The organism is Winogradskyella pacifica, from assembly GCF_013403915.1.
In the GTDB taxonomy this organism is placed as follows: Bacteria; Bacteroidota; Bacteroidia; order Flavobacteriales; family Flavobacteriaceae; genus Winogradskyella; species Winogradskyella pacifica.
Genome location: NZ_JABFDI010000005.1, coordinates 169,531 through 193,890, shown reverse-complemented (window position 1 = coordinate 193,890; position 24,360 = coordinate 169,531). Strand labels below are relative to the sequence as shown.

Genomic DNA, 24,360 nt, shown 5'->3' with positions numbered 1-24,360 from the left:
TGTATCAAGTCTTAGCTAATTGATATATTCTGTTTCCAAAAAATAGTTTACAATAGCCTCTTTCATCAGCACACTTTGTTCACCAGCTTTTAGATGTGGTAATTGCGCTAATACTTTGTAGTGTGGCCAACCTTCTTCATCTACATAATCAAACTCATAAAACCCATAAGGTGCTAAAACCTTACAAATTGCTATATGCATTAAATCGAGTTTGTGATCTTTTTTATACTCGCGATGAAACTGACCAAGCTCCTGTACACCAATAAGATATATTATAGAGTCGAGATCTAATCGGTCTCCATCAGCAAATTGGTTTGAGAGTTTCTCTACCACCAACTCCCATCGTTCTTTTAATTGTTCGTCTCTTGCCATGTTCATTTCCCGTAAAACGGGAATCTCTTTAATTAATAATTCAAAGTTTTAAGTTGAAGAGTTCTCCTTCAAGTTCAACTTCTTATAAGGTTTCAAAGTTAATAAACTAAAGTAGGTTGAAATGCGTTATTATTTATAAATCAGAAAAAAAGTATAGTTTATCTTATTAGCCCTAAGTTTAAATTATTTGATTTACTAAAATTTGAACTTAAAAAATTCATGTACTTTTGTTTAAACCGCTAGTTCTATGAGTATAATTGATATTATTTTAGCCTCCCTTTTATTATTCGGATTTGTACGTGGGTTATTTAAAGGGCTTTTTGTAGAAGTTGCTTCTTTATTGGCTTTAGTTTTGGGTGTTTATGGCGCGATTCATTTTAGTGATTTTGCCGCAGGCTTTTTAAAACCTAAGGTAGATTGGAATGAAAAAACCATTAATATCGTTGCTTTTGCCATCACTTTTGTCGTGATTGTTTTAGTCATTAGCCTAGCCGGAAAAGCATTAACCAAACTAGCCGATTTCGCCGCTTTAGGAATCATCAATAAACTCGCAGGCGCTGTTTTTGGAGCGCTTAAAATTGGATTAATTCTTAGTGTACTTTTGAGTGTTTTTCATAAAATGAATAACACCTTACCCTTTATGGAAAAAGAAGATTTGGAAAAAAGCACGCTTTACGAGCCTATAAAATCATTAGCTCCTATGATTTTTCCATCAATCATTAAAAGCGAATCAGAAGCAGACGCTGAGCCAGACACTACTGAGGAAAACGCATAAAAAAAACCATTCTTTCGAATGGCGTTTTTTACTAATCTAAGTGATAAATTTCCATAATATCTTTGAGATATTTTTCAAAGTCTATTTTCAAATCAATGAGTTTTCCGGTGTGTACATCAAACACCCAACCGTGTACTTTTAAACCACGATCTCTATATGCTTTTTGAACAGCAGCCGTTTTAATTAAATTAACGCATTGTTCTTTTACATTAAGTTCTACTAAACGATCATATTTTTTTTCTTCGCATTCAATCGCATTTAATTCATTATGATGAATTCTATAGACATCTCTAATATTTCTTAACCAACCATTTAAAACACCTAAATCTGCAGATTGCATGGCTGCTTTTACACCACCACAAGCATAATGTCCGCAAACTACAACATGATTAACCTTTAAATGTGTTACAGCATAATCGACCACAGACATGGCATTTAGATCTGTACCAATAACCATATTGGCGATATTTCTATGTACAAAAACCTCACCAGGACCTAATCCCATCAAATCTTCAGCGGTGACTCTACTGTCGGAACACCCTATGTATAACAATTCTGGTTTTTGTCCTTTCCCTAAGTCTTCAAAATAATTAGAATCAACGGCAAGTTTATCTTTAATCCACTTTTCGTTATTTTTAAATACATTATTTAAGTCCATATTTATATCAGTTAAAATTCATCCTTTACATTATTTTTAATCCAGTTTAAGCAACTATCAAAATCCTTAAAAATATGATCTTTAGGAATTAAATCTGGAATAATATCAATACGTTCCATCATATATCTTGGTTGCTTTAACAACCCAACAAACAAGACTTGGATATTTCTTTTTGATAAATCCTGAAGCACATCTTCCATAGCGTAGAGCCCAGATTGATCCATATATTGCATACGTCCTAAACGTATTACTACGGTTTTAGCTGTAATAGGTATTTGATCTGCTAACGCTTGAAATTCACTAGTAGAGCCAAAGAACAATGGTCCTTTTAGGTGTTTAATAAAAACTTCTTCTTTTAGTTTTTCAGGAAAATCAGCTTCATCTGACCAAGCCTTCTCTTTCTTTAAAGATTTAACATCGGATCGCAAGGCCGTTAAATCACCTATTTTTTTCATGAACATAAGTGATGCTATTATTAATCCGATACCTACCGCATAGACTAAATTCCAAAATGTAGATAGTAGTAATACGACAATCATAATTAAAACTTCAGAACTTAATTTTAATGGGCCAATTTTAATATCTTTTGGTAGCGCTGGGATCGCTTTTAAACCTTTATAATCCATAACCCCAAAACCAACGGTAATTAAAATACCTGCTAAAACTGCTGCTGGGATTTGTGATGCAATATCTCCTAAAACTAAAAGAATCAATAATAAAAAGACACCAGCAATCATTCCGGATAATCTAGTTTTACCACCTGCGTTAATATTTACAACCGTTCTAATAGTTGCACCTGCGCCTGGTAAACCACCAAATAAAGCACCAATAGTATTTCCTATACCTTGTCCGATAAGCTCTTTATTTGGCTTATGTTTTGTTTTAGTAACATTATCTGCAACCACACTCGTTAATAAGGAATCAATAGACCCTAATAACGCTAAGGTAAACGCGGTAAAGAAATAAGGCATTAAATTCCCGAAATCAAATTCGGTGAAAATGGCCATATTTGGCACCGGAAAACCACTAGGGATTTGTTCGATTGGCCTGTAGTCTAAACCAAAGCCAAAAGCAATTCCTGAAACAATTACTAAAGCCACTAAAGTACTTGGTACCGCAGTAGTTATACGTTTAAATCCGTATATAATAAGTATGGTTCCAAGAGCTAGTAGCAATTCTAACCAATTTATACTTTGTAAGGCTCTTGGTATTGCTTTTAATGCTCCCAATGCACCAGAAGCAGAATTCCCTGCTAATATAGACGCTTCACTTTCCATTTCTTCAGGTGTAATTCTACTTGCTCTATCTACTGTTTCTTTAAAATTTTCAAGTACCAATATACCTTCACCAGCTTCTTCTTTTAGAATATCATTTAAAAGCATTTCTTCAGCATGAGGCATATGTTTTTCAATTAACGCGGCATCCTCACCTGCATAATAGCCCACTGCTGGCAAAATTTGTGTGATAATTATAATGAGTCCAATGGCTGTCATAAACCCTGAAACCACAGGATATGGAATGTACTTAATGTATTTTCCGAAGCCGAAAACCCCTAAACCAATTTGCATTAACCCTGCTAGGATAAATACAGCTAGAATTATAGGAAGTGATTTACTAACATCTCCTTCATTAACAGCTAATAATCCTGCAATTAGAACCATACTTACCGCTGTCATTGGAGCCGTTGGCCCAGAAATCTGCGTATTAGTACCGCCAAAAAGTGCTGCAAAAAAAGCTAAAAAGATAGCACCATAAAGTCCTGCACTAGGACCAAGACCAGACGACACTCCAAACGCTAAGGCTAATGGTAACGCAACAATACCTGCTGTAATACCTCCAAAAGCATCACCTTTAAGATGGGAAAAAAACTTTTTCATAATTCTATATTCTATTAAAATCTATTGATACAAATCTTGATTTTTTTTAGAAATTAAGGTACGTAATAATATTAAATTGATCTCTATTATTAGTTTCAAAAAATTGATTCATATAACCGGCTTCTATTCTTAGTGATTTATTCACCTTGTAACCTAAGCCTCCATAAACTCTATTTCTATCAAAAACAGAAGATTCCGTATTTAAAAAAATCTCATTATATACGGAAAGATAATAGCTATTGCTTTCTTTTTTCGTTAACGGCACATTAATTCCTAAAAAATAACGAAAGCGCATTTTAAAATCGTCTTCAACAAAACGTTGTTCAAAACGATAGCGATGACTTAAACCGACACTACCAAAAGTTTGTTTAGTTGTAAATTGTTGAAATATACGATGCTCATTTATAGAAATTTTATCTTCGGATTCATCAGTATAATTTTGAGATAGAATATAACCATAACCGAGTAAAATATTATTATTGTTTTCTGATAAATTATATCCAACACCTGTTCTTATAAGTAATTGCTCTAAATCATCAATAATATTGTAGCTTCTGTATTGTACTTCATTATGGATATTCCATTTGGAATCTAGCTTCTTATTTCCTATATAAATAAGCCAATTACCAAAATTACTGTCTTGTGCATACGTAAAAAATGGTAGCACTAACAAAAGCGTTAGAGCTACCATATTTATTTTTTTAAACATATTATATTTTTACTTTTTATTCATAAAATTTTACTTCACCCGTATTTACATCGTACATCGCACCGATAATTTTAATCTCACCGTTTTTCTCCATTTCGGTAAGAATTGGGCTTTCGGCATGAATTCTATCAATCATTAATTGTACGTTCATGTGTGATACGTCATCTACAAAATCTAAGTTTTTAGAAGTTCTTAAACTTTCGTCCTTAGGCTCCGTAACTGCATTTACAGCTGGTGTTATTTTCTGAACTAACTTGGTTAGATTCCCCATTTCTGCATGGTCACAAGCTCCTTTTACAGCTCCACAACTTGTGTGTCCTAAAACGACGATAAGTTCTGTACCTGCTAACTTGCATGCAAATTCCATACTACCTAAAATGTCTTCGTTTACAATATTACCTGCAACACGTACACTAAAAATATCTCCTAATCCTTGGTCAAATACCAACTCAGCCGATACTCTAGAATCGATACAACTTAAAATCGTTGCAAATGGAAATTGCCCATCGCTTGTATCATTTACTTGTTCTAAAAGATTACGATTAGCCTTTAAATTATTTTGAAATCTTTGGTTTCCTTCTTTTAAGTATTGCAATGACTTTTGAGGTGTCATTGTTGCTTGGGTTTCTTTTGTATGTGCTTTCATAATGTTTTTTTCGTTTAATTTTAATTGTTATTTATCTATGCTTCCGAAACTAATAATGAAACATTCAATTTGCTCACCACTTCTCTTAATGAGGCTTCACCTGTATTTTTCGATTTACCTTCAGCTCTATCTACACACAATAAGTTAATATTGTTTTTCAACAAATATGAGGAAAGGGTATCCATAGCATCTGCATTTTGCTCAAATACATACTCTATGATTTTTTCTTCATTTTCAGTTGCTGTGTGTTCAGTTTCTTGTTGGCTGTTTATAATTTTGAAAGATTTTAACGGTGCTTTTGCATGCAGCATTAAATCTTTTGAAAATTCAGTATTAAAGATTTTATTAGAATCATTAAAAACTCCTAAAGACATTTTTTCATTTGGCACCAATGCGTTTTCATTGGATGAAATCATAATGACACCTTTAAAATTTTTCAAGATAAAACGTGTAATACTATCTCCAATGAGCTGTAGCGGATTAGAATCTCGTTGTCCTAAAACAATAATATCTGGCTTAGAAAGTGCGATCTGATTACGGATTTCTTCTTTAATTTTCCCAAAAGCATAACTATAATTGATGGTTATATTATACGCTTTTGAAATCGGATTAATTAATGCTTCGATATTCTTTTTAGTCGAAATCTGTTCATCATTTAACGTTCTAATTGCAGAGAGCTGATTATCTCTATCTACAATATCAATGTGTTTTTTAACATGAAATAATTCGATGTCTGCATCAATCATTTGTGCTAAACTCACACTACTTTTTATGGTGGTACTTGTCGTTTTGCTTAAATCAGAAAGTACCAATATTTTATATTTACTATTTTTCATGATTTCTAGCTTAAACTTATATTAGACTTAGGTCTTAATTGAAAGAACTCAATAAAACTCGGTGGATTTTCAACAACTCCACGTTTTGAAACTAATTTGATATCTATATTTCTCTCTTTTGCTTTAAAGGCAAAATCTTCGAGAATTTCAATAATATCATAATCTAGGTACCTCGTCTTTGTAACATCAAACTCTAAATACGTATCTCTTGGTAAACTATCTAGTTCTTTAAGAATTGCACCTTTATTAAAGAAGGTTACTTCTTCAGCAAGTGCCATCTTAATTTTGTGTTTTCCATTACTGTTATCTTCAATATGCAAGAAGTGAGAGTTTTGGTAGCTTTTTAATAGTATAACAACAATACCAACAGCTAATCCTAGACCAATACCAACTAATAAATCTGTAAAAACGATTCCTACTACGGTGGCAAAAAATGGAACTGATTGTTTCCATCCTAAATTATACATCTTTTTGAATAACGATGGTTTTGCTAATTTATAACCAACGATTAATAAAATTGCAGCTAACACTGATAAAGGAATCTTATTAAGTAACGTTGGAATTAATATTACAGAAATTAATAATAAAAATCCATGAATAATAGTTGACATTTTACTTTTCCCACCAGATTGTATGTTGGCAGAACTTCGAACAATTACCTGAGTTACAGGAAGACCTCCTATTAATCCTGAAAGAATATTACCTGTTCCTTGTGCTAATAATTCTCTATTGGTAGGTGTTACGTTCTTATCTGGATCAAGTTTATCTGATGCTTCAACGCTTAATAAGGTTTCTAAACTTGCCACTAATGCAATGGTAAAAGCGACAATCCAAACTTCATAATTTGTAATTACAGCAAAATTAGGAAAGCTAAATTGACCAATAAAAGAATCTAAATCATCAGGAATTGGAACACTTACCATATGTTTTCCTCCTATAGAAAGTACGTCGTGGTTTTGTGTTAATGTAAAGAATATTATCCCTAAAACTACGACAACGAAAGGCCCTTGAATAATTTCAAATACTTTAGATTTCTTAGTCAATACCTTATCCCAAAGTATTAATAGTAATAAACTTATAATTCCTACTAAGGCAGCTCCAGGGTGTATGTTACTAAACATAGAAATTAGCTCTGAAAACGTATTACCACCGTCAATTTCAAAAAATTCTAAATCCCAAGCAGATTCTTCATCATAGCCAAAAAAGTTAGGGATTTGTTTTAAAATAATGATGATTCCGATACCTGTAAGCATACCTTTAATTACAGAAGACGGAAAATAATAGCCAATAATTCCGGCTTTTAATACTCCAAATAGCAATTGAATAATTCCACCTAATACAACAGCTACTAAAAAGTTTTCATAACCACCTAAAGTACCAATGGCTGTTAATACTATAGCTGCTAAACCAGCTGCAGGCCCACTAACTCCTAATTTAGAACCACTTAAGGATCCTACTACAATTCCACCAATTACACCAGCAATTACTCCTGAAAAAAGTGGTGCTCCACTGGCTAAAGCAATACCCAAACATAAGGGTAGTGCAACGAAAAATACAACGACACTTGCAGGCAAGTCGTTTTTTAATGTTTTAAACATTTTATATAATGATTTTATCTATTGAATAGATTTCAATAGTTATTTTAATACTTTTTTTGGGGGACAATAAATGTCGGACGAAAAAATATTAAATAAAATCGGGAGGTGGAGAAATTAAATTAAGATGTGGTTTAGGGTAATTTTTAAACCTATAGCCTTCAAGATGTGTAATTTCTTGATCTTCAAATAAAAATTCTGAATCTTGATGATCTTTATCAAACAGAAGCTTAGCATGTGCGTTCTCTTCTTCTTCAGTTATACTAAAAAAACACGCCACATCAATTGAGTCATCAATAGACATGATAATTGTAGGTGCAGAAATAAGCGCCATAAATACTATGGTTAAAAAAATAGCTATTCTGTATTTGGAGCTTTTTTGCATAAGCGGCAAATATAATATGTTCGATTTTAACAGACTGTTAAATTAGTTCTAAAAAACCTTTAATAGTTTAATATCTTTAGAAGGAATCCAACCTGTAGAGTTATCAGATAATTGAATTTTATTCCAATCATCATAAGTTTCAACGACCTGCACTTTAGTGCCTTCATGCAACCTAAACACCTCTTCACTAGTAGGATTAGGATCCGTTTTCACTCTGCTTTCTTGTACAAATACAATTGCAGGATTATCTTTTTTATTTAAACCTTCTTTTTGAAAAGCCATAGCTACTGCAAAAAAGGCAATACATAAACTAACAATACTAGTTACAAACGCAATTCTTTTTTTTGAACTCGTATATGAAAAGTGATAGGCTAAAAATATAATTACAAATAAAAGCACACCACCTACTGCGATTTTTGCCCAAACATCTGTGTTAAACGTATTGACTATATTATTTATTATTCTTGAAAACCCAACAACCGGAACCGTATCTATAGCATCAATCGTCATGTTTTGCGCAAAAGCCAAATTATTTTGTATGTCCTTATCGTTTGGATCTAATTGAAGCGCTTTTTCAAAATAATAAATACTAGGCGCAATATTGTTAAGCTTGTAATTGGCATTTCCTAAGTTAAAATAGAGCTCGGCAGAATGTTCTTTGGAATCTAAAATAGATTCATACACATCAATCGCTTCTGCAAATTTGCCATCATTATATAAGGCATTTGCATCATTAAAACTTTGGTCATTTTGAGAAAAGCCAATAAGGCTAAAACAATATATAAGTAAGACGGTAATTGTTCTCATATTATCTTAGTTGCTTATCTATTAATGAAATTGTATTCGCTGCCTTATCATAATCATTCTGCATGGTAACCTGTGTAATTGGAGTATAACGTGCCAATTCGCAATTTTCTAATATTGAAATAAAATCTGAAACCACTTCTTTTGAAACCTGTCTCTCTATTAATAGACTTTCAATTTTTTCTTTGTTAAAATCGCTAGTTTCAATAGTCAACTTTGCCTTTAAATAATTATGAAGTGCTTTTTCTAAGGCTAAGTAAAATGATTCTTTTTGCCCAAGTGCTTTTTTAGCTTCGCTTAGATACTTTTTAGCCAAACGATCTGCTTTTCTAATACGATTACCTTGCACATCTGCAGCGCGTTCGTCCTTTTTGCGTCTCACAATGATTGCTAAGGGAATGGCCAAAAATGGCACCAATAATAAAGACCAAAACCCAGTAGACTTAAAGAACGGTTCTGATTTTATGCTCGTCCAATTAGAATTGGTTTTTATAAAGGCAAACGTAGTTGCACTTGTATTAACCGTCTGTTTAGTTGTATCTGCAGCGTTTTCCGTGGTCGCATTAGCTGCCATAGGACCTTCTAACACATCAATAACAATATCGTCTGAAGAAATACGCTTATAACTTTCCGTTTTTAAATCGAAATATGAAAATGAAATCGTCGGAACAGGATATTTCCCTCTGTATTGTGGCACTATGGTGTACGTATCAGAAATATTACCTTGCATACCACTTAGGTTAGTCCGAACATTTTCTTGGTGTTCTGGTTCATAAACTTCTAAGGAACTCGGAACCGTAAGCTTTGGCAATTCAAAAAGTTTTAAATTTCCTGATCCTGAAACTTCTATTTTAGCCTGAAGCGATTCCGTAGCATTTAACTGTGTTTTAGACGTTAAAACTTTGAAATCAAAATTACCAACAGCACCTTTAAAATCAGAAGGTTTTCCTTCTTCTGGCAATGCTTTTACATTAATAGTTCTACTACCAGCAGTGACCATTTTTGGCACTCTAGTTAATAATACCCTACCAAAAACATCTCTTCTATTTGATGGCACTTCTACAGTGACCTCCATCACTAACGGCTCTAATTTTAAAGCCCCCGTTTTTTGAGGATAAAGCACTGTTTTTCTAAGAATAACATAACGGTACTCTTCACCATTATATTCGCCTGTATGAACAGTAAATCCTTTAACATCTATATTCTGACTCCAAAAATCATTAAATCTAGGCGTATCTTTTTCTCTCCAACTGCTTACTCCTGTATCTTTTGAAACGTATAATTTATAAACTACAGTGATAGCTTCATTTAAATATGGACTTGCTTTTGATACCTCAGCAACTAAATGAATATTCTCTGAAGCAACTTCTGAAGCGGTTGCATTTTCGTTAGGAGCACTCACAGCAGCAGTGACATTTACCGTTATTGGAAATGTTTTATAGGTTTCACCATCGATTTCAATGGTTGCTTGTTTGATTGTAAAGTTTCCTCGCGATTTTGGTGCTAAAAAATAACTATAGGTTTTAGAATAAGAACGTTTACCATTTCTTGAATAGTTACTCACGGACGTATTTGGCCCTCCAACGACATCAAAATTTGCAAAACTTGGAGGCACAAAATTATCTCCGTCTTCGTTCATTTCGAAATCGATACGTAAGCGCTCATTAATCCCTAATTTCTTCTTGCTGACTTTTGCTTCAAATTTAACTTGTGCAGAAGCGATACTTGTTGCAAGTACTAAGAATACTATTACTATGTTTTTAATTGATTTCATTTAATTTATTAATACACTTCGACTGCGCTCAGTGTGACAAAAATTTAAAGTTTTATGAGAACCTACAAACTGTTTAATTAAAAAAACAAGCTTACCTATCACAGTAAGAGACCTCATACTGCGACTGAATACTGTTAACTGATTATTACCAATCCTTTTCTGTCTTAACTTTAGCTCCTTTTTGTTTCTCTGCATTCATTTTCTCTTGAACCTTTTGTTCTTGATTTTGCATCGCATCTAAAATATTCTTTATTTGCTGAGGAGACATTTGGCCTTGTTGTGGCTTCGGTTTTTGGTTGTTATCCTTATTATCTTCATTTCCTTTACCATCATCCTTTGGCTTACCGTCTTCATCCTTATCCTTATCTCCGTCTTTTTTATCTTGGTCTCCTTCGTCCTTTTTATCCTGATCGTCTTTCTTTTCTTTATCGTCTTTATTTTCGTCCTCTTTCTTCTGCTCGTCTTCCTTGTTCTGCTCGTCTTCTTTATTGTCGTCCTTCTTATCATCTTCGCCTCCTCCATCATCTTTTTGCTGATCGGCACATTCTTTTGCTAAGGCAAAATTATAACGCGATTCTTCATCAAGTGGATTGTTTCTCAAGGCATTTTTATAAGCTTCAACTGCTTCTTTACATTGCTTATTTTGCATTAAAATATTACCAATATTATGAAACGCCCTATGCTTTTCATCTTTGGTAGTTGCATTATTTGCTGCTTCTTGACTTCTAAATAAGGCTTCATCAAAACTCCCTTTTGTGTAATACGAATGTGCTAAATTATAAGCACCTGTAGCTTTGGTTGGCGCTTCTGAAATGGCTTTTCTGTATTCCATTTCGGCTTCTACATAGTTATCTTCCCCGACCAACTCATTTGCTTTATACACAAAATTGGTTGCGTTCTTGTCAGCTTTTAACTGTTCTTTATTGAGATCTTGGGATATTCCAAAATTTCCAATAAAAATCGTAATAAGTAGTATATATAGTTTCATGTGTATCTCTTAATTATGAAAACGACCTCTAAATTACTAAAGCTCTAATTGACTTAGCGTTAAAAAAAATCTAAAAATTTTAATTCGTTCGCTTCTGTTGATTAAAAAAGTCGCATTGAACTTATTTTATAAGAAGCCTCTCAATTAATCCTTTTAGATATATGTTTCATTAAACAAATTCAACTTCTTTAACCAAGCTGTTTTTCGTTCTAAAAAGAAGATATCAATAAACAATAATAGAATTCCGAAAGCCAAAAACCATTGAAATTGATCTTTAAAATCTGCAATTTGTTTCGATTCAAATTCTTGTTTATCCATTTTATCTAGCTCTTCCTTTATAGTCTCCACAACTTTAGCCGTATTGCTTCCGTTAATGTAAACTCCATTGGCTTCTGCTGCAATCTCTTTTAATGTAGATTCGTCTAACCGGGTAATAACAGTCTCATTGTTATTGTCTTTCTTATAATTAAGAATTACTCCGTTGCGCTTTATAGGAATAGGTCCTCCTTTAACATTACCAACTCCAATAGTTAATATCCTTATGCCTTGTTCTGCAGCTTCTTCTGCAACACTTAAAGCCTCTCCATCATGATCTTCTCCATCTGAAATAATAATCAACACCCTATTGGCCTGATCTTCATTATCAAAATAGGTTTTAGAAAGTTGAATCGCTTCGCTAATTGCTGTTCCTTGTGAGGATAACATATCGGTATTCATGTTTTGTAAAAACATTTTTGCCGAAGCATAATCTGTTGTAATTGGTAATTGCGGAAATGCTTTGCCAGCATACGCAATAATACCCACACGGTCGCTCACTAAACTATTCACAATTTGAGTAACTAACTGCTTGGATTTTTCTAATCGGTTTGGCGCAATATCTTCAGCCAACATACTTTTTGAAACATCTACGGCAAAAACAATATCTACACCTTCACTTCTAACCGTTTCTAATTTTGTACCTATTTTAGGATTCACTAAGGCTAAAGACAAACAAGCAAACGCCCCAGAAAGCACTAACATTTTTAAAACACTTTTAAATAAGGATTGATTTGGGCTAAGACGTTTTAGTAAGCCAGAATCTGCAAATTTCTTCTGTACAGACCGTCTCCAAAGCTGGAGTAGTATAAACAACAGAATGATTACCGGTATTACCAGTAACGTCCAAAACCATATTTTTTCGTCAATTCTAAACAAAGCTTCTAAATATTGTATTTCTTAATAATAATTCTATCAATAATAACAGTCCTGCAAAGAGCACTAATGGCCTGTATTTTTCGTCGTAATTGTAATATTTTGTTTCTTCAATTTCGGTTTTTTCGAGCTTATTAATTTCTTCATAAATCTCAGCTAACTTATCATTGTTTGTGGCTCTAAAATATTTCCCACCTGTTTCTGCTGCAATTTCCTTTAATAAAGCTTCGTCAATTTCTACTTGCATACGACCATATCTAAACGTTCCATTAGGATTAAAACCAATTGGTGACAATGCTGTACCATTAGTACCTATACCAATAGCATAGACTTTAATTCCATATTCTACAGCTAAAACACTAGCTGTTTTGGGGTCTAAGGCACCAGACGTATTAACACCATCCGTTAATAAAATAATAACTTTACTCTTAGCTCTACTATCTTTTAATCGGTTTACAGAAGTTCCTAAACCCATACCAATTGCCGTTCCGCCTTCGATAATAGAATTGTAATTAATATCTCTTAACGATCTTTTTACGATAGATTTATCACTGGTGATTGGTGTTTTAGTATAAGCCTCACCAGCATATTCTACTAAGCCAATACGGTCATTTGGGCGACCATCAATAAAATCGGCTGCCACTTCTTTTAAAGCATCTAATCGGTTTGGACGCAAATCTTTTGCCAACATACTTGCCGAAACATCAATTGCCATAACAATATCTATTCCACTAGTGGTTTTAGTCTTTGTAGACACATCCACAGTTCTGGGTCTGGCTAAAGCTGTAATTAAAAAGGCTAAAGCAAGTAAGCGCAATGCAAAGAGAACATGTCTAAATTTTGTCCAAAATGAAGATGCCCCTTTAAAACCTTTAATACTCGATATTTTTAACTCGGCCGTTTGTTTACTGTGTTTAAAGACATACCAAACTATTGCTATTGGCAAAAGCAACAGCAACCAGAAAAATTCTTTATTTAAAAATTGTATATTCTCTAACATTATTCTTTTTCTTCTACAGGCTCTTCAGATTTTAACTCAACAGAATTCATAATACGCTCAATCATTTCATCGGCATAATTATCGTCCTTAGACCAAGTGATCACAATTTGTTGTAATACATTTTCATTAGAAAAACATAACAATACATATTCTGCATTCACAAAATTATCTGTTTCTGCTCCCTTAAGGTTTAACGTACCAAATGTTTTTAAGCCTTCAGCATTATTAGGGGTAATAAACTTATCTCTTTTAATCGTTATATCGGAAGCTCCTTTTGCTTCAAAACCTTTAATAGTTTCCTCTGAAACCTTCAATAAATCAAAGGTAGGATTCTCTGTTTTTTCTCCTTGTGGTGCTTGCTTAGGCACTTTTAGTGTCGTGGTATTGATAACCACACTAAAAACATCTAACATGGTACCGTAAGCAAAAGTGGTCATGTTGAGTTTCTCTTTAGCTTCTTCCGGAATTTGAGGATCAACACGTTTTAATACTATTGGTGTCTCAATCCAAACAGGTGGAAAACCATAAGCACTTTTTACCCAATTACCCTCTAACAACTCTTTACTCTCGTGACCAATAATAGTATCTTTTACGTAGCTAAAGCCATATTTTATCCCGAAGCCAACAAAGGTTGCAATAATCAGAAATACTGAAATACCAACGGTAATCCATATTTTTGTACGCTTCTTTTTGCGTTCTTGTGCTTCTTTATACTTTTGATCTAATAACTTTTCTTCTTCGGATGGTTCTGGCAAGCTCACCTTAACGTGGTCTATAGCTTTATCTATCGTAGATTTATCCATTTCTGCAAGCGCAGTATCTGGCGCAGACTTTGCAAACTTAACTAAATCGGCACGTTGTAATATAGATTCTATATGTAAGATGGTTTCTTTTGAAAGCGGAATTTGATTGCCATCTTTTAATAAATTCAATCTTGTAATTAATTCTGATGTGGTACTTTCTAAAGCACGATCATAGACTTTTTCATCTAAATATTTTCTGACAATAAAGGTTAATTCAGAATAATATTCTTTAACCTCTGAGCGCATTAAAAATTGACTTTCATCAAGCTTTTTTAAGGCTAATTTTGCACGATCATAAGGAGGTAATAACGCTATTTCTTCTTCCTCTGTTAATGGTTTTGTTCTCCAAATAAACCAATACAATAAAAATGCAACAACCGCAATTATGAATAATGCGATTAGAATCCATTTCCACCAATCACTTCCACTTTCTTCAACTTCAATAATAGGCTTAATATCGTAGAGTTTCTGTTTTGTTGTGTCGACCTCAATCGTATTAACCGAAACTTTTAAAGAGTCTGTAAAAAAGGGTTGCTCCCCTATAATGATCTTTTGCCTCGGGATTGTATATACGCCAGAATCAAATTGTGTTAGCTTATAGATTCTAGATAGTAGAAATTTTGCTTCGCTTTTAGTGGTATCTATTTTTAAAGCCTCTACATTTTCTAAAGGCATAAATGTTTGCCCTTCTGGAAACACAACCAGTGCTAAAGAATCTGCTTCTACATTAATTTTATAGTTGATTTGCTCACCAATTCTAATTTTTGTGGTGTCAATTTCAGAAGTAACTTGAGCTGAAGAGACGAGTGATGATAGAAAACAGAATATAGAAAATAGACCTAAAACGGTTGACCTAAGATGGCTGACCATTGGGCTTGTATTTCTTATTATGTTATTTTTCTTATTCATATTCTTTTCTTCTTTTCGCAAAACTCTTTTCCTCTACTCTTTTTTTCTATCCTCTTCTTTTAAAATACCCTAAGAGTTTCTTTACATAACTTTCATCTACACGGCAATCAATAACTCCTGCTCCAGATTTAGTGAAACTGTCTTTAAAATAGTTGACTTTTTCGTTATAAAATTGGTTATAATTCTGTCTTACCTTTTTAGATGACGTATTTACCAAAATTAATTCTCCGGTTTCCTCGTCTTGCATTTGAACCATGCCTAAATTAGGAATATCTTCCTCGTGTTTATCATAGACTCTGATCCCAGTAATATCGTGTCTACCTGCTGCAATTTTAAGATTCTGCTTGTAATTATCGGCTACAAAATCGGATAGCACAAAAACAATCGCCTTTTTCTTCATGACGTTAGACAAAAACTTAAAGGCCTCTGCAACGTTAGTTTGTTTACTCTTAGGCTTAAACTCTATTAATTCTCTAATTATTCTAAGTACATGAGAACGTCCTTTTTTAGGTGGAATATAAAGTTCAATCTGATCTGAAAATAAAATAAGACCTATCTTATCGTTGTTCTGAGTTGCAGAAAATGCTAATGTAGCTGCCATTTCTGTAACTATTTCATTTTTAAATTGGTTTTGTGTTCCAAACATTTCACTTCCTGAAACATCTACCATAAGCATCATGGTAAGTTCTCGCTCTTCTTCAAAAACTTTAATATGAGGCGAATTGGTTCTTGCTGTAACGTTCCAATCTATATTTCTTACATCATCGCCAAATTGGTACTGGCGCACTTCAGAAAATGTCATACCACGACCTTTAAAGGTTGAGTGATATTCACCTCCAAATATATGATCAGACAAACGACGTGTCTTAATCTCTATTTTTCGTACTTTTTTAAGAAGTTCTTTAGTATCCATTTTTTCAGTTTGCTGTGAGCAGTCTTCAGTTAGTCGTTACGCATAAATCAGAATTGGAGTTAGCCACTGCCAACTGAATACTGATTTACTGACCACTATTATGGTACTTCGATTACGTTTACAATCTTATTGATAATATCTTCTGAAGTGATGTTCTCCGCTTCTGCTTCGTAAGTAATTCCTATTCTGTGACGTAAAACATCGTGAACAATAGCACGTACATCTTCTGGAATAACATAACCTCTTCGTTTAATAAAAGCGTAACATTTCGCTGCTGTGGCTAAGTTTATACTTCCACGAGGAGAGGCTCCAAACGAAATTAATGGTTTTAAATCCCCTAGTTTATATTTTTCAGGATAACGTGTTGCGAAAATGATATCGAGAATATATTTCTCAATTTTTTCATCCATATAAACTTCTCTAACTGCATTTTGTGCGCTTAGAATTTGAGCGATAGAAACTACAGGGTTTACTTTTTCGTAAGTTCCTCTTAAGTTCGCTCTTACAATTTGCTGCTCATCATCTATCGTTGGATAATCGATAACCGTTTTTAACATAAAACGATCCACTTGTGCTTCTGGTAACGGATACGTTCCTTCTTGCTCAACTGGGTTCATCGTTGCCATTACCAAGAATGGCTTGTCTAAAATAAACGTTTCATCACCAATAGTAACTTGTTTTTCTTGCATCGCTTCAAGCAAAGCCGATTGTACTTTAGCTGGTGCTCTGTTAATCTCATCTGCTAAAACAAAATTGGCGAAGATTGGTCCTTTTTTAATCGTGAAGTCATTCTCCTTCATATTAAAAATTAATGTACCAACAACATCTGCAGGCAATAAATCTGGTGTAAACTGAATTCTACTAAAAGAAGCATCAATCGCTTTTGAAAGCGTATTAATCGCTAATGTTTTTGCTAAACCTGGCACACCTTCTAGTAAAATATGACCTTGACCTAATAAACCGATGAGTAATCGCTCTACCATATGCTTTTGTCCAACAATAACCTTATTCATTTCAAAGGTTAATAAATCTACAAATGCACTTTCTCTTTCTATCTTTTCGTTAATTGACTTAATATCAACTGTACTCGTTTCTTCCATTATTTAAGGGTTTAAGAACAAAACTATGTTTTACACCAATTTCATTTTAAAGTAATTTTTTAATAAGAAATGGCTTCGTGTGTTTTAGAGCATGCAAAGTGTTAATTTTTTTTCTTAGTTGCTGTTAACAATTGGTTAAAAAAAAGAGCAACACCGAAGTATTGCTCATTTAAAGTTTAGAACTCGCCAAAACGAGTTCTATTAATCATGGATTAGATAATTAATATTGAATGTCTCTTATTTCTGTATACAATTTAGGATTTAATACCATCATATTATCAGACGCATTAAAGCTAATAGATTCATCGAGGTTAAGATCTATTACTATGTCATAAATATGATTAGATTCAAATTCTGTATTTACCAAGTTAGAAGGTGTAGCATTTCCTTTATCTGCAACATCTAAACTGAATAATGTTTGGTCAATATCCATAAAATTATTGTCACCTAAAACGATTCTAATTTCATAAACATATGCCGATTTAATTTCAAAATAACTTACTAATTGCAATTGATTATCAGCATTAAGCGCGCTAACATTGTGTGTACCTGTGTTAATTGCATTTAGGCTAACCCAATTTGAAGCACTTTTCTCCTCTGTAACACGTATTTGCACATCGGCTATATCTAAGTAAACTTTATTAAGGTCTTGTGTCGTGCTTTTTAAACTAACAGACACTGCTGCTAATTGATCGGTATTATCCATCTCATCTTTAGAACAACTTGTTGCGCTGATTAAAATGATAAATGTAAATGCTAAAAACTTAATGGCTTGTAAATGTTTCATAATTTGGGGTATTGAATAATTACAGAGCAATGATACCTCATTCGGTATGTTTTGAGTATTTTTATGCATGAATTGCACAAAAACCTATATAAACTGAAAATAAAGTGAAATATTCTCGATTAATTGCAGGTACTATGACCTGGGGAAGCTGGGGAAAACAGCTCTCAAATAAAGAGATGGAAGCTTTAATGAACTTCTGTGTTTCTAACCACATTACTACTTTCGACCATGCTGACATTTATGGGGCTTATACTACTGAAGCCGACTTTGGTAAAGCATTTAAAAGCTCTAGTCTTAAACGTGAAGACCTTCAGCTAATTTCAAAATGCGGTATTCAAGAACTCAGTGATAACAGAAAAAATAAAGTTAAACATTACAATTACAGTAAAGATCATATTATTTGTTCTGTTGAAGACTCTCTAAAAAATCTTGAAACTGATTATTTAGATTTATTGTTACTGCACAGACCTAGTCCGTTAATGGTTGCTGAAGACATTGCCGAAGCAATTACCGTTTTAAAAAAAGACGGAAAAATTAGAGACTTTGGTGTGTCTAATTTTACACCATCGCAAATGGACATGATTGGTTTACGCATGGATATTGACGTCAATCAAATTGAATTCTCTCTAACCGAACATTCTGCAATGTATAACGGCACCTTAGATTTTATGACCACTAGCGGCATAAAACCAATGGCTTGGTCTCCTTTAGGTTCTGTATTTAAAGACGATAATGAACAAACCAGACGTATCCATAAACAACTAGGTGAATTAATGGATAAATATAACGCAACGGAAGATCAGTTGTTATTGGCTTGGATCTTAAAGCATCCCTCAGGTATTCACCCTGTTATAGGAACAACGACTGAAAAACGATTAAAACTCGCTGTTGAAGCAGCGAAAATTGAATTAGAATTAGAAGATTGGTTTTTAATTTTACAAGCTGCACAAGGACATAACGTACCTTAGTGAATCCCTACAAAAAGAAGGAATCTTGTATTTAAAACTCAAATATCATAACAATAAAGAGATTACTGCTTTCGCAGGAATGACAGAAACATGAAAAAAATAGCATTAATAACAGGAGCAACAAGCGGAATCGGAAGAGCAACGGCTCATGTATTTGCGAAACATGGCATTAACTTAATATTATGTGGTCGTAGACAAGAGCGCTTAGATAGTGTTCAAAGGACACTTTCAAAAGAAACCAATGTGCATACGTTAAATTTTGATGTTCGCGATAGAGAAAAAACATTTGAAGCTATTGCGTCTTTACCAAAAGAGTATCAACATATTGATATTTTAATAAACAATGCAGGTAATGCCCATGGCTTAGACCCCATCCAAACCGGAAATTTAGACGATTGGGATGCGATGATGGATATTAATGTAAAAGGTTTGCTCTATGTTAGTAAATCTATTATTCCAGGAATGACCGAACGTAAATCCGGACAAATTATTAATATAGGTTCTTCTGCAGGTAAAGAAGTGTATCCAAATGGTAATGTGTATTGCGGCAGTAAACATGCCGTTTTAGCCATTACAGAAGGCATGCGTATTGATTTAAACCCCTTCGGAATTAAAGTAGGTGCTATAAATCCTGGTTTGGTAGAAACTGAATTTTCTGAGGTTCGGTTTAAAGGAGATGCCGCAGCAGATAATGTATACAAAGGCTATAAAGCTTTGCAAGCGGAAGATGTAGCAGAAGTCATTTATTTTGCCATCTCTAGACCTGCTCATGTAAATATTGCAGATGTATTGATGTTTTGTACGGCTCAAGCCAATTCAACAACAGTAAAGAAATCTTTATAGTTTCTTCACTGTTGTTGAATATTATTAATTATTTTTTATTTCTACACCATGGCACATTATCGTTCATTTGAAGATTTAGAAGTTTACAAAAATGCTACAACATTTTGTGATGCTATTTGGGATATCATTATAAATACACCTTTACAAAAAGATTATAAATTGAGAGAACAAATAAATGGTTCTTCTGGTTCAATTATGGATAATATCGCTGAAGGATTCGGTAGAGGTGGAAATAAAGAATTTATTATGTTTTTGAGTTTTTCACGCGGCTCTTGCGCAGAAACCAAATCACAATTATTGCGTGCAAAAAACAGAAATCATATTACTGTAGAATTATATACTGAGCTTAATTCGAAAGCCGAAAATCTTATTGAGCAACTTTCAAAATTTATGAATTATTTAAAAAAATCTAATCGAAAAGGGCCAAAGTTCGATTAAGCCCTAATAAATAATAACAATAATTAATAGACAATAGTCCTTGATTAACAAACGCCTTCTCATAAAGCACTTACTTGCTCACAACGATGAGAACAGTTTTTATGATAAAAAGCGAAAAATTGATATTAGTCAAAAAGAAGGAAAAGCGAAGTTTTTAAAACATGTTTGCGCACTCTCTAACAGCAATCCAAAGAACAATTCTTATATCGTTATTGGAGTAGAAGATACCGATAACGAAATTATTGGTGTCGATTTTTTTGATGATAGCAAAATTCAGAATCTCATTAACGCTTACCTCAACAATCCGCCAATTGTACAATACGAAAACATTCCATTTCCGCATTTACCAGACGACAAAGTCGTTGGTTTAGTAACTATTAGACCCCTTGATAGTATTACAGCTCTTAAAAAAAACATCTGGAAATATTACGGTGGCTCTGTGTTTTTTAGAGACGGAAGCATCAGCATGCCTAAGGTTTTTGATATTGAAATTGAAGATGTAAATTCAAAAATTGTTGCAGCGATTGAAAACAATGCACAAAATAATATTGAACTAACATTAGATGGTGTTTTCGATTTTATGAACAAGCGTCAGGATTTTAGTCCGCAGTATAAAGTTTTTAAAGAATACTTTGTGTTGTGTTGGTCTGGCTACAAAAAGTATGTAAAAAATGAATTGTTCTTTTCTAGAGTAGATATCGAATTAATTAATGAACAGGTTCGTCTATTTTATTCGGCTTTAGATGAAGTTTCAATTTCATATACCGAAGATTCTTTTATAATTATTGAATATGTAAAACTAGGCTTGTATCAGTCTCATAAATACTACAAACTTGAAGAAAAGATTATTCACTTCGAAAACAACGCTAGTTATTCTATTGAAGTTAATCTCGTATTTGAGCCGCCTCAATTTGATAAAAAAGTGTTACACCATATTTACAATTCTAATAATTCAATTTTAGAAAAACTAAAAAAGACCATAACACTGTCTCAAAGCGAATCCCAAGATTTAAAGAATTTAGCTGCCAGCTATTTAATTTGTTATCTAAACGGATTTGAAATAGCATTGCAAAAATTGGAAGAGATAAAACCACATTTAAAAAGCTACAATTTAGAACTCTATTATTCGTACAAAGAAACCATGCGAATATTACGAAAAGTAAAATACAGTTAGTTCACCGATAATAAATGTTTTTAATCCCTGATTTTTGCGTTTTACCGAATCAAACTTAAAAACACTACTGATTATACATTTTTTTCGACCATTCATCAGAAACTTTGCTGACCCACCTAAATATTGTCCATATTTGTAATGCTATTAATCAATTACCAAACCTTGTTTCTCTAAAGCCAAAAGCTGAAAATTGAAACAAGGTTTTTTTATGCGCTTAAATAAAATTTAATTGTTCTTGTTTATTTGGAATTATACCGTCAGCAGAAACACCCATCCATTTTGAAAGTATTGTAGCATAAATCGATCTAAAATCGGTAGTGTATTTTATATCTCCATTAGCGTCCAAGTCACTTAAACTCGCCAAATTATTATAGAAACCCGCCTTCTTTAGATTCTTACCGATTACAAACACATTATTAGCAGTACCATGATCTGTACCATTAGCTGCGTTTTGTTTAACACGTCTTCCAAACTCAGAGAAAGTTAAAATCAATGTATCTTTAAACGTATCATTTCGCTTTAAATCGCTTACAAATGCCGAGACACTTCCTGCATATTCTGATAATAATTTTGTTTGCTTGTTATTCTGATTCGCATGCGTATCAAATCCCCCAAGAGATGTGTAAAAAACCTTAGTGTCTAAACCCGAATTAATAAACTGGGCTACATTTTTAAGTTGTTTTGCAAATGCGTTTTGAGGATAGGTTTCTTGTGAAGTTTTTACATCCGTATTTTCAAAAATATAATTCGCAGAGGATTTAGCTTCAATCATAGTTTGATACAAATACCCTAAGTTGTGTTCACTTAAATGTGTATCGTTATAATGGCTTAATACACTTTTAAAATATGGGTCTTTTGCCGAATTATACAAGACTCTAAAATCGTTAGTTGCAATGCCATTAAAATGATCACCCTTCATGGCTAAACTGAGCTTCTCATCAATTTCTATAGCATTGTAAGGCTGTTTTCCATACTGATCTAAATAACGCCCCAACCAACCACTTTGCAAATATTCATCTGAGCTACTTGCCGTTTGCCAAATATCCATAGATCTAAAATGTGATCGTACAGGGTTTGGATAACCGACATTGTTGATGATGGATAATTCTCCATTATCAAACAACCCACGTAACGGACTTAAACTTGGATGAAATCCTAAATCGTCATTTAGTTTTATAATATCTTTAGTAATCGCTAATTTTGGCCTTGCGTTGTAATACAAATCATTGTTGTGCGGAATTATGGTATTAAGTCCATCATTTCCTCCAGCCAATTGTACAATAACCAAACGTTTATATCCTAAACGTTCTGAAGCCACAGCTTCGAATGCTTTTACAAAATCAGGAACAAAAAATAAGCTGCTCGCTAGTGCTGAATTTTTAAGAAATTTTCGTCTATCCATAATTAACACATTTGATATTCTGGTAATGACATCAACTGAACGCAATACTCTCGCTTAGACATTTTACTCAGTGTTTTTAAATAGTCAGCAGTCCCCTTATTAATAGTCCCTTGAAGGATATAATCTTGAAGATCTCCCGTGGCAACAGTCTCAAAATTCTCTAAAAAAGCAGTCCAATTGGGTAGGGTTTTAAAAGGTAATTTACCTTTATACTTTTGCATAAATTTCTTCTTGAATTGATCATTTTGGCCCGAATCAATTACGGAGTTATTCAAAATTACAGAAGGCAATTTTAAACGTATCATAATGGTATTGGCATCAATCCAAGCTTTATCACCTTTCCAACCTGCCACATTTGGTGGGTTTAACAAGGTTTGTCCCAATAATTTTTGAATTTTAATGAGGTCTTTTTCTTTTTCAAATACAACAGGCACTGTATTCGCCATACCCACTAAATACTCTATAGGAGATTTAATTTTTGAACCGATGTTATCGTCATCATAAAACCAATCGGATAGAAACACAAACCGCATTAAATTTTCGATATTATAATCCTTAAAGAACACATCTGCCATAGCAGCGATATGTTTTTTATTAGGTTTAGGATTTACAAAATGACGGTAGATCTTATCTGAAATAAAGGCAGCACATTGTTTGTTTTTAAGAATAATATCGATAATATCATCACCATCATAATTGCCTATGCTATTAAAAAACAGCTTAGAATTATTATCATGACGGTTTTCTTTATATACAAAATCCCCTTCAAAATCATGACTATAGCCTGTAAAAGCTCGTGCGCACTCTTTAATGTCTTTTTCGGAGTACTGTCCTTCACCTAATGTGAACAGCTCCATTAATTCGCGTGCAAAATTCTCATTAGGTTTTGCTTTTCTATTTTGTTTTCCATTTAGATATTTAAGCATTGCGGCTTCTTTAGAAATAGCTTTCACAAAATCTCTAAAATCGCCTAAAGCAAAGTATCGAAGCGTATTATTATACCGCTCAGCATATAATGGATTTCTCTCTCTGCACACAAAATGATTTGCCCAAAACAACGTCATACGCTCTCTAAGTAACTCACTAGGATTAACTAATCGTTTTACCCAAGCTATATTAAACTCTAAAATTTTCTTGGTACCTTTTTGATTAATCTCTCGTGCTAATTCTGGAAAACTCTTAAGATCAACTGGTTTAATTCCATCTAAATAAGATAGATCAATATGTAGTGGAGTAAAAGCTTTAGAAGATTCAAAAAGTACTTCAACCACTGATGTTCTCTGTTTAGATATGATTGTATTGGACTTTGGATGCATTCCAAAACCTGCTCGCCAATACAAATGTTGAAGTTGTTGCTGTGTCATGTTTAATTAAGACTTAATATTTTTCTGATGGTTTAACTCAGAACATTAC

General features: G+C 33.2%; 23 protein-coding genes and 1 pseudogene. 5 read left to right on the top strand and 19 right to left on the bottom strand.

Annotated elements, in window-relative coordinates; translation table 11 throughout:
- Nucleotides 1–15 precede the first annotated feature (15 nt).
- Complete coding sequence (locus HM984_RS06700; RefSeq protein WP_115808410.1) at nucleotides 16–372, bottom strand: hypothetical protein; 357 nt, start codon at nucleotides 370–372, stop codon at nucleotides 16–18.
- Nucleotides 373–619: 247 nt separating this feature from the next.
- Between HM984_RS06700 and HM984_RS06695 the strand changes: the two genes are divergently transcribed.
- Nucleotides 620–1,147, top strand: coding sequence for a CvpA family protein (locus tag HM984_RS06695; RefSeq protein ID WP_179348593.1), 528 nt, complete (start codon nucleotides 620–622; stop codon nucleotides 1,145–1,147).
- A 31-nt stretch (nucleotides 1,148–1,178) separates the two neighbouring features.
- On the opposite strand, the gene HM984_RS06690 is transcribed toward HM984_RS06695, so the two are convergent.
- The 16 genes and pseudogenes from HM984_RS06690 to HM984_RS06615 all read right to left on the bottom strand — a co-directional run bounded on the left by HM984_RS06690 (nucleotide 1,179) and on the right by HM984_RS06615 (nucleotide 18,122).
- Nucleotides 1,179–1,805, bottom strand: coding sequence for a carbonic anhydrase (locus HM984_RS06690; RefSeq protein ID WP_115808200.1), 627 nt, complete (start codon nucleotides 1,803–1,805; stop codon nucleotides 1,179–1,181).
- Nucleotides 1,806–1,816: 11 nt separating this feature from the next.
- Complete coding sequence (locus HM984_RS06685) at nucleotides 1,817–3,682, bottom strand: SulP family inorganic anion transporter (protein ID WP_179348592.1); 1,866 nt, start codon at nucleotides 3,680–3,682, stop codon at nucleotides 1,817–1,819.
- A 46-nt stretch (nucleotides 3,683–3,728) separates the two neighbouring features.
- Nucleotides 3,729–4,391, bottom strand: a complete 663-nt coding sequence (locus tag HM984_RS06680; RefSeq protein WP_371312140.1) for a DUF2490 domain-containing protein — start codon at nucleotides 4,389–4,391, stop codon at nucleotides 3,729–3,731.
- A 16-nt stretch (nucleotides 4,392–4,407) separates the two neighbouring features.
- Nucleotides 4,408–5,043: pseudogene (locus tag HM984_RS06675) on the bottom strand (carbonic anhydrase family protein); the annotation flags it as partial.
- Nucleotides 5,044–5,072: 29 nt separating this feature from the next.
- A complete protein-coding gene (locus HM984_RS06670; RefSeq protein ID WP_115808206.1) occupies nucleotides 5,073–5,873 on the bottom strand; it encodes a universal stress protein in 801 nt (266 codons plus the stop codon).
- A gap of 5 nt (nucleotides 5,874–5,878) precedes the next feature.
- Nucleotides 5,879–7,471, bottom strand: coding sequence for a SulP family inorganic anion transporter (locus HM984_RS06665; RefSeq protein WP_179348591.1), 1,593 nt, complete (start codon nucleotides 7,469–7,471; stop codon nucleotides 5,879–5,881).
- Between the two features lie 88 nt (nucleotides 7,472–7,559).
- A complete protein-coding gene (locus HM984_RS06660; RefSeq protein ID WP_218845027.1) occupies nucleotides 7,560–7,853 on the bottom strand; it encodes a hypothetical protein in 294 nt (97 codons plus the stop codon).
- A 48-nt stretch (nucleotides 7,854–7,901) separates the two neighbouring features.
- The gene (locus HM984_RS06655; RefSeq protein WP_179348590.1) at nucleotides 7,902–8,660 is read right to left on the bottom strand and encodes a tetratricopeptide repeat protein; all 759 of its coding nucleotides are present in this window, start codon (nucleotides 8,658–8,660) and stop codon (nucleotides 7,902–7,904) included.
- Nucleotide 8,661: 1 nt separating this feature from the next.
- Nucleotides 8,662–10,431: a BatD family protein gene (locus HM984_RS06650; RefSeq protein WP_179348589.1), complete on the bottom strand. Its 1,770-nt coding sequence runs from the start codon at nucleotides 10,429–10,431 to the stop codon at nucleotides 8,662–8,664.
- Nucleotides 10,432–10,576: 145 nt separating this feature from the next.
- Entirely contained in the window at nucleotides 10,577–11,419 is an 843-nt protein-coding gene (locus tag HM984_RS06645) for an aerotolerance regulator BatC (protein ID WP_179348588.1), read from the bottom strand.
- Between the two features lie 153 nt (nucleotides 11,420–11,572).
- The gene (locus tag HM984_RS06640) at nucleotides 11,573–12,613 is read right to left on the bottom strand and encodes a VWA domain-containing protein (protein WP_115808218.1); all 1,041 of its coding nucleotides are present in this window, start codon (nucleotides 12,611–12,613) and stop codon (nucleotides 11,573–11,575) included.
- Nucleotides 12,606–13,610 (bottom strand): vWA domain-containing protein, encoded by a 1,005-nt coding sequence (locus HM984_RS06635; RefSeq protein WP_179348587.1) that lies wholly within the window; start codon nucleotides 13,608–13,610, stop codon nucleotides 12,606–12,608. Before HM984_RS06635 ends, HM984_RS06640 begins: the two co-directional genes overlap by 8 nt.
- Nucleotides 13,610–15,283 carry a hypothetical protein gene (locus tag HM984_RS06630; protein WP_179348609.1) on the bottom strand — a complete coding sequence of 558 codons (1,674 nt, stop codon included), beginning with the start codon at nucleotides 15,281–15,283 and terminating at the stop codon, nucleotides 13,610–13,612. Before HM984_RS06630 ends, HM984_RS06635 begins: the two co-directional genes overlap by 1 nt.
- An 85-nt stretch (nucleotides 15,284–15,368) precedes the next feature.
- Nucleotides 15,369–16,235, bottom strand: coding sequence for a DUF58 domain-containing protein (locus HM984_RS06625; protein ID WP_179348586.1), 867 nt, complete (start codon nucleotides 16,233–16,235; stop codon nucleotides 15,369–15,371).
- Between the two features lie 98 nt (nucleotides 16,236–16,333).
- On the bottom strand, nucleotides 16,334–17,335 hold the full coding sequence (locus HM984_RS06620) for an AAA family ATPase (protein ID WP_115808224.1): 1,002 nt from the start codon (nucleotides 17,333–17,335) through the stop codon (nucleotides 16,334–16,336).
- Nucleotides 17,336–17,555: 220 nt separating this feature from the next.
- Nucleotides 17,556–18,122 (bottom strand): DUF4382 domain-containing protein, encoded by a 567-nt coding sequence (locus HM984_RS06615; protein WP_179348585.1) that lies wholly within the window; start codon nucleotides 18,120–18,122, stop codon nucleotides 17,556–17,558.
- A gap of 104 nt (nucleotides 18,123–18,226) precedes the next feature.
- Between HM984_RS06615 and HM984_RS06610 the strand changes: the two genes are divergently transcribed.
- The 4 genes from HM984_RS06610 (at nucleotide 18,227) to HM984_RS06595 (ending at nucleotide 21,545) form a co-directional block, all read left to right on the top strand.
- Nucleotides 18,227–19,090 (top strand): aldo/keto reductase, encoded by an 864-nt coding sequence (locus HM984_RS06610; protein ID WP_371312136.1) that lies wholly within the window; start codon nucleotides 18,227–18,229, stop codon nucleotides 19,088–19,090.
- Nucleotides 19,091–19,180: 90 nt separating this feature from the next.
- Nucleotides 19,181–19,933, top strand: coding sequence for an SDR family NAD(P)-dependent oxidoreductase (locus tag HM984_RS06605; protein WP_179348584.1), 753 nt, complete (start codon nucleotides 19,181–19,183; stop codon nucleotides 19,931–19,933).
- Between the two features lie 48 nt (nucleotides 19,934–19,981).
- Entirely contained in the window at nucleotides 19,982–20,371 is a 390-nt protein-coding gene (locus tag HM984_RS06600; protein WP_115808231.1) for a four helix bundle protein, read from the top strand.
- Between the two features lie 40 nt (nucleotides 20,372–20,411).
- Nucleotides 20,412–21,545, top strand: a complete 1,134-nt coding sequence (locus tag HM984_RS06595; RefSeq protein ID WP_115808233.1) for an ATP-binding protein — start codon at nucleotides 20,412–20,414, stop codon at nucleotides 21,543–21,545.
- A 214-nt stretch (nucleotides 21,546–21,759) separates the two neighbouring features.
- On the opposite strand, the gene HM984_RS06590 is transcribed toward HM984_RS06595, so the two are convergent.
- Nucleotides 21,760–22,947, bottom strand: coding sequence for a DUF1501 domain-containing protein (locus HM984_RS06590; protein WP_179348583.1), 1,188 nt, complete (start codon nucleotides 22,945–22,947; stop codon nucleotides 21,760–21,762).
- A 2-nt stretch (nucleotides 22,948–22,949) separates the two neighbouring features.
- Nucleotides 22,950–24,311, bottom strand: a complete 1,362-nt coding sequence (locus HM984_RS06585; RefSeq protein WP_179348582.1) for a DUF1800 domain-containing protein — start codon at nucleotides 24,309–24,311, stop codon at nucleotides 22,950–22,952.
- Nucleotides 24,312–24,360: the final 49 nt, after the last annotated feature.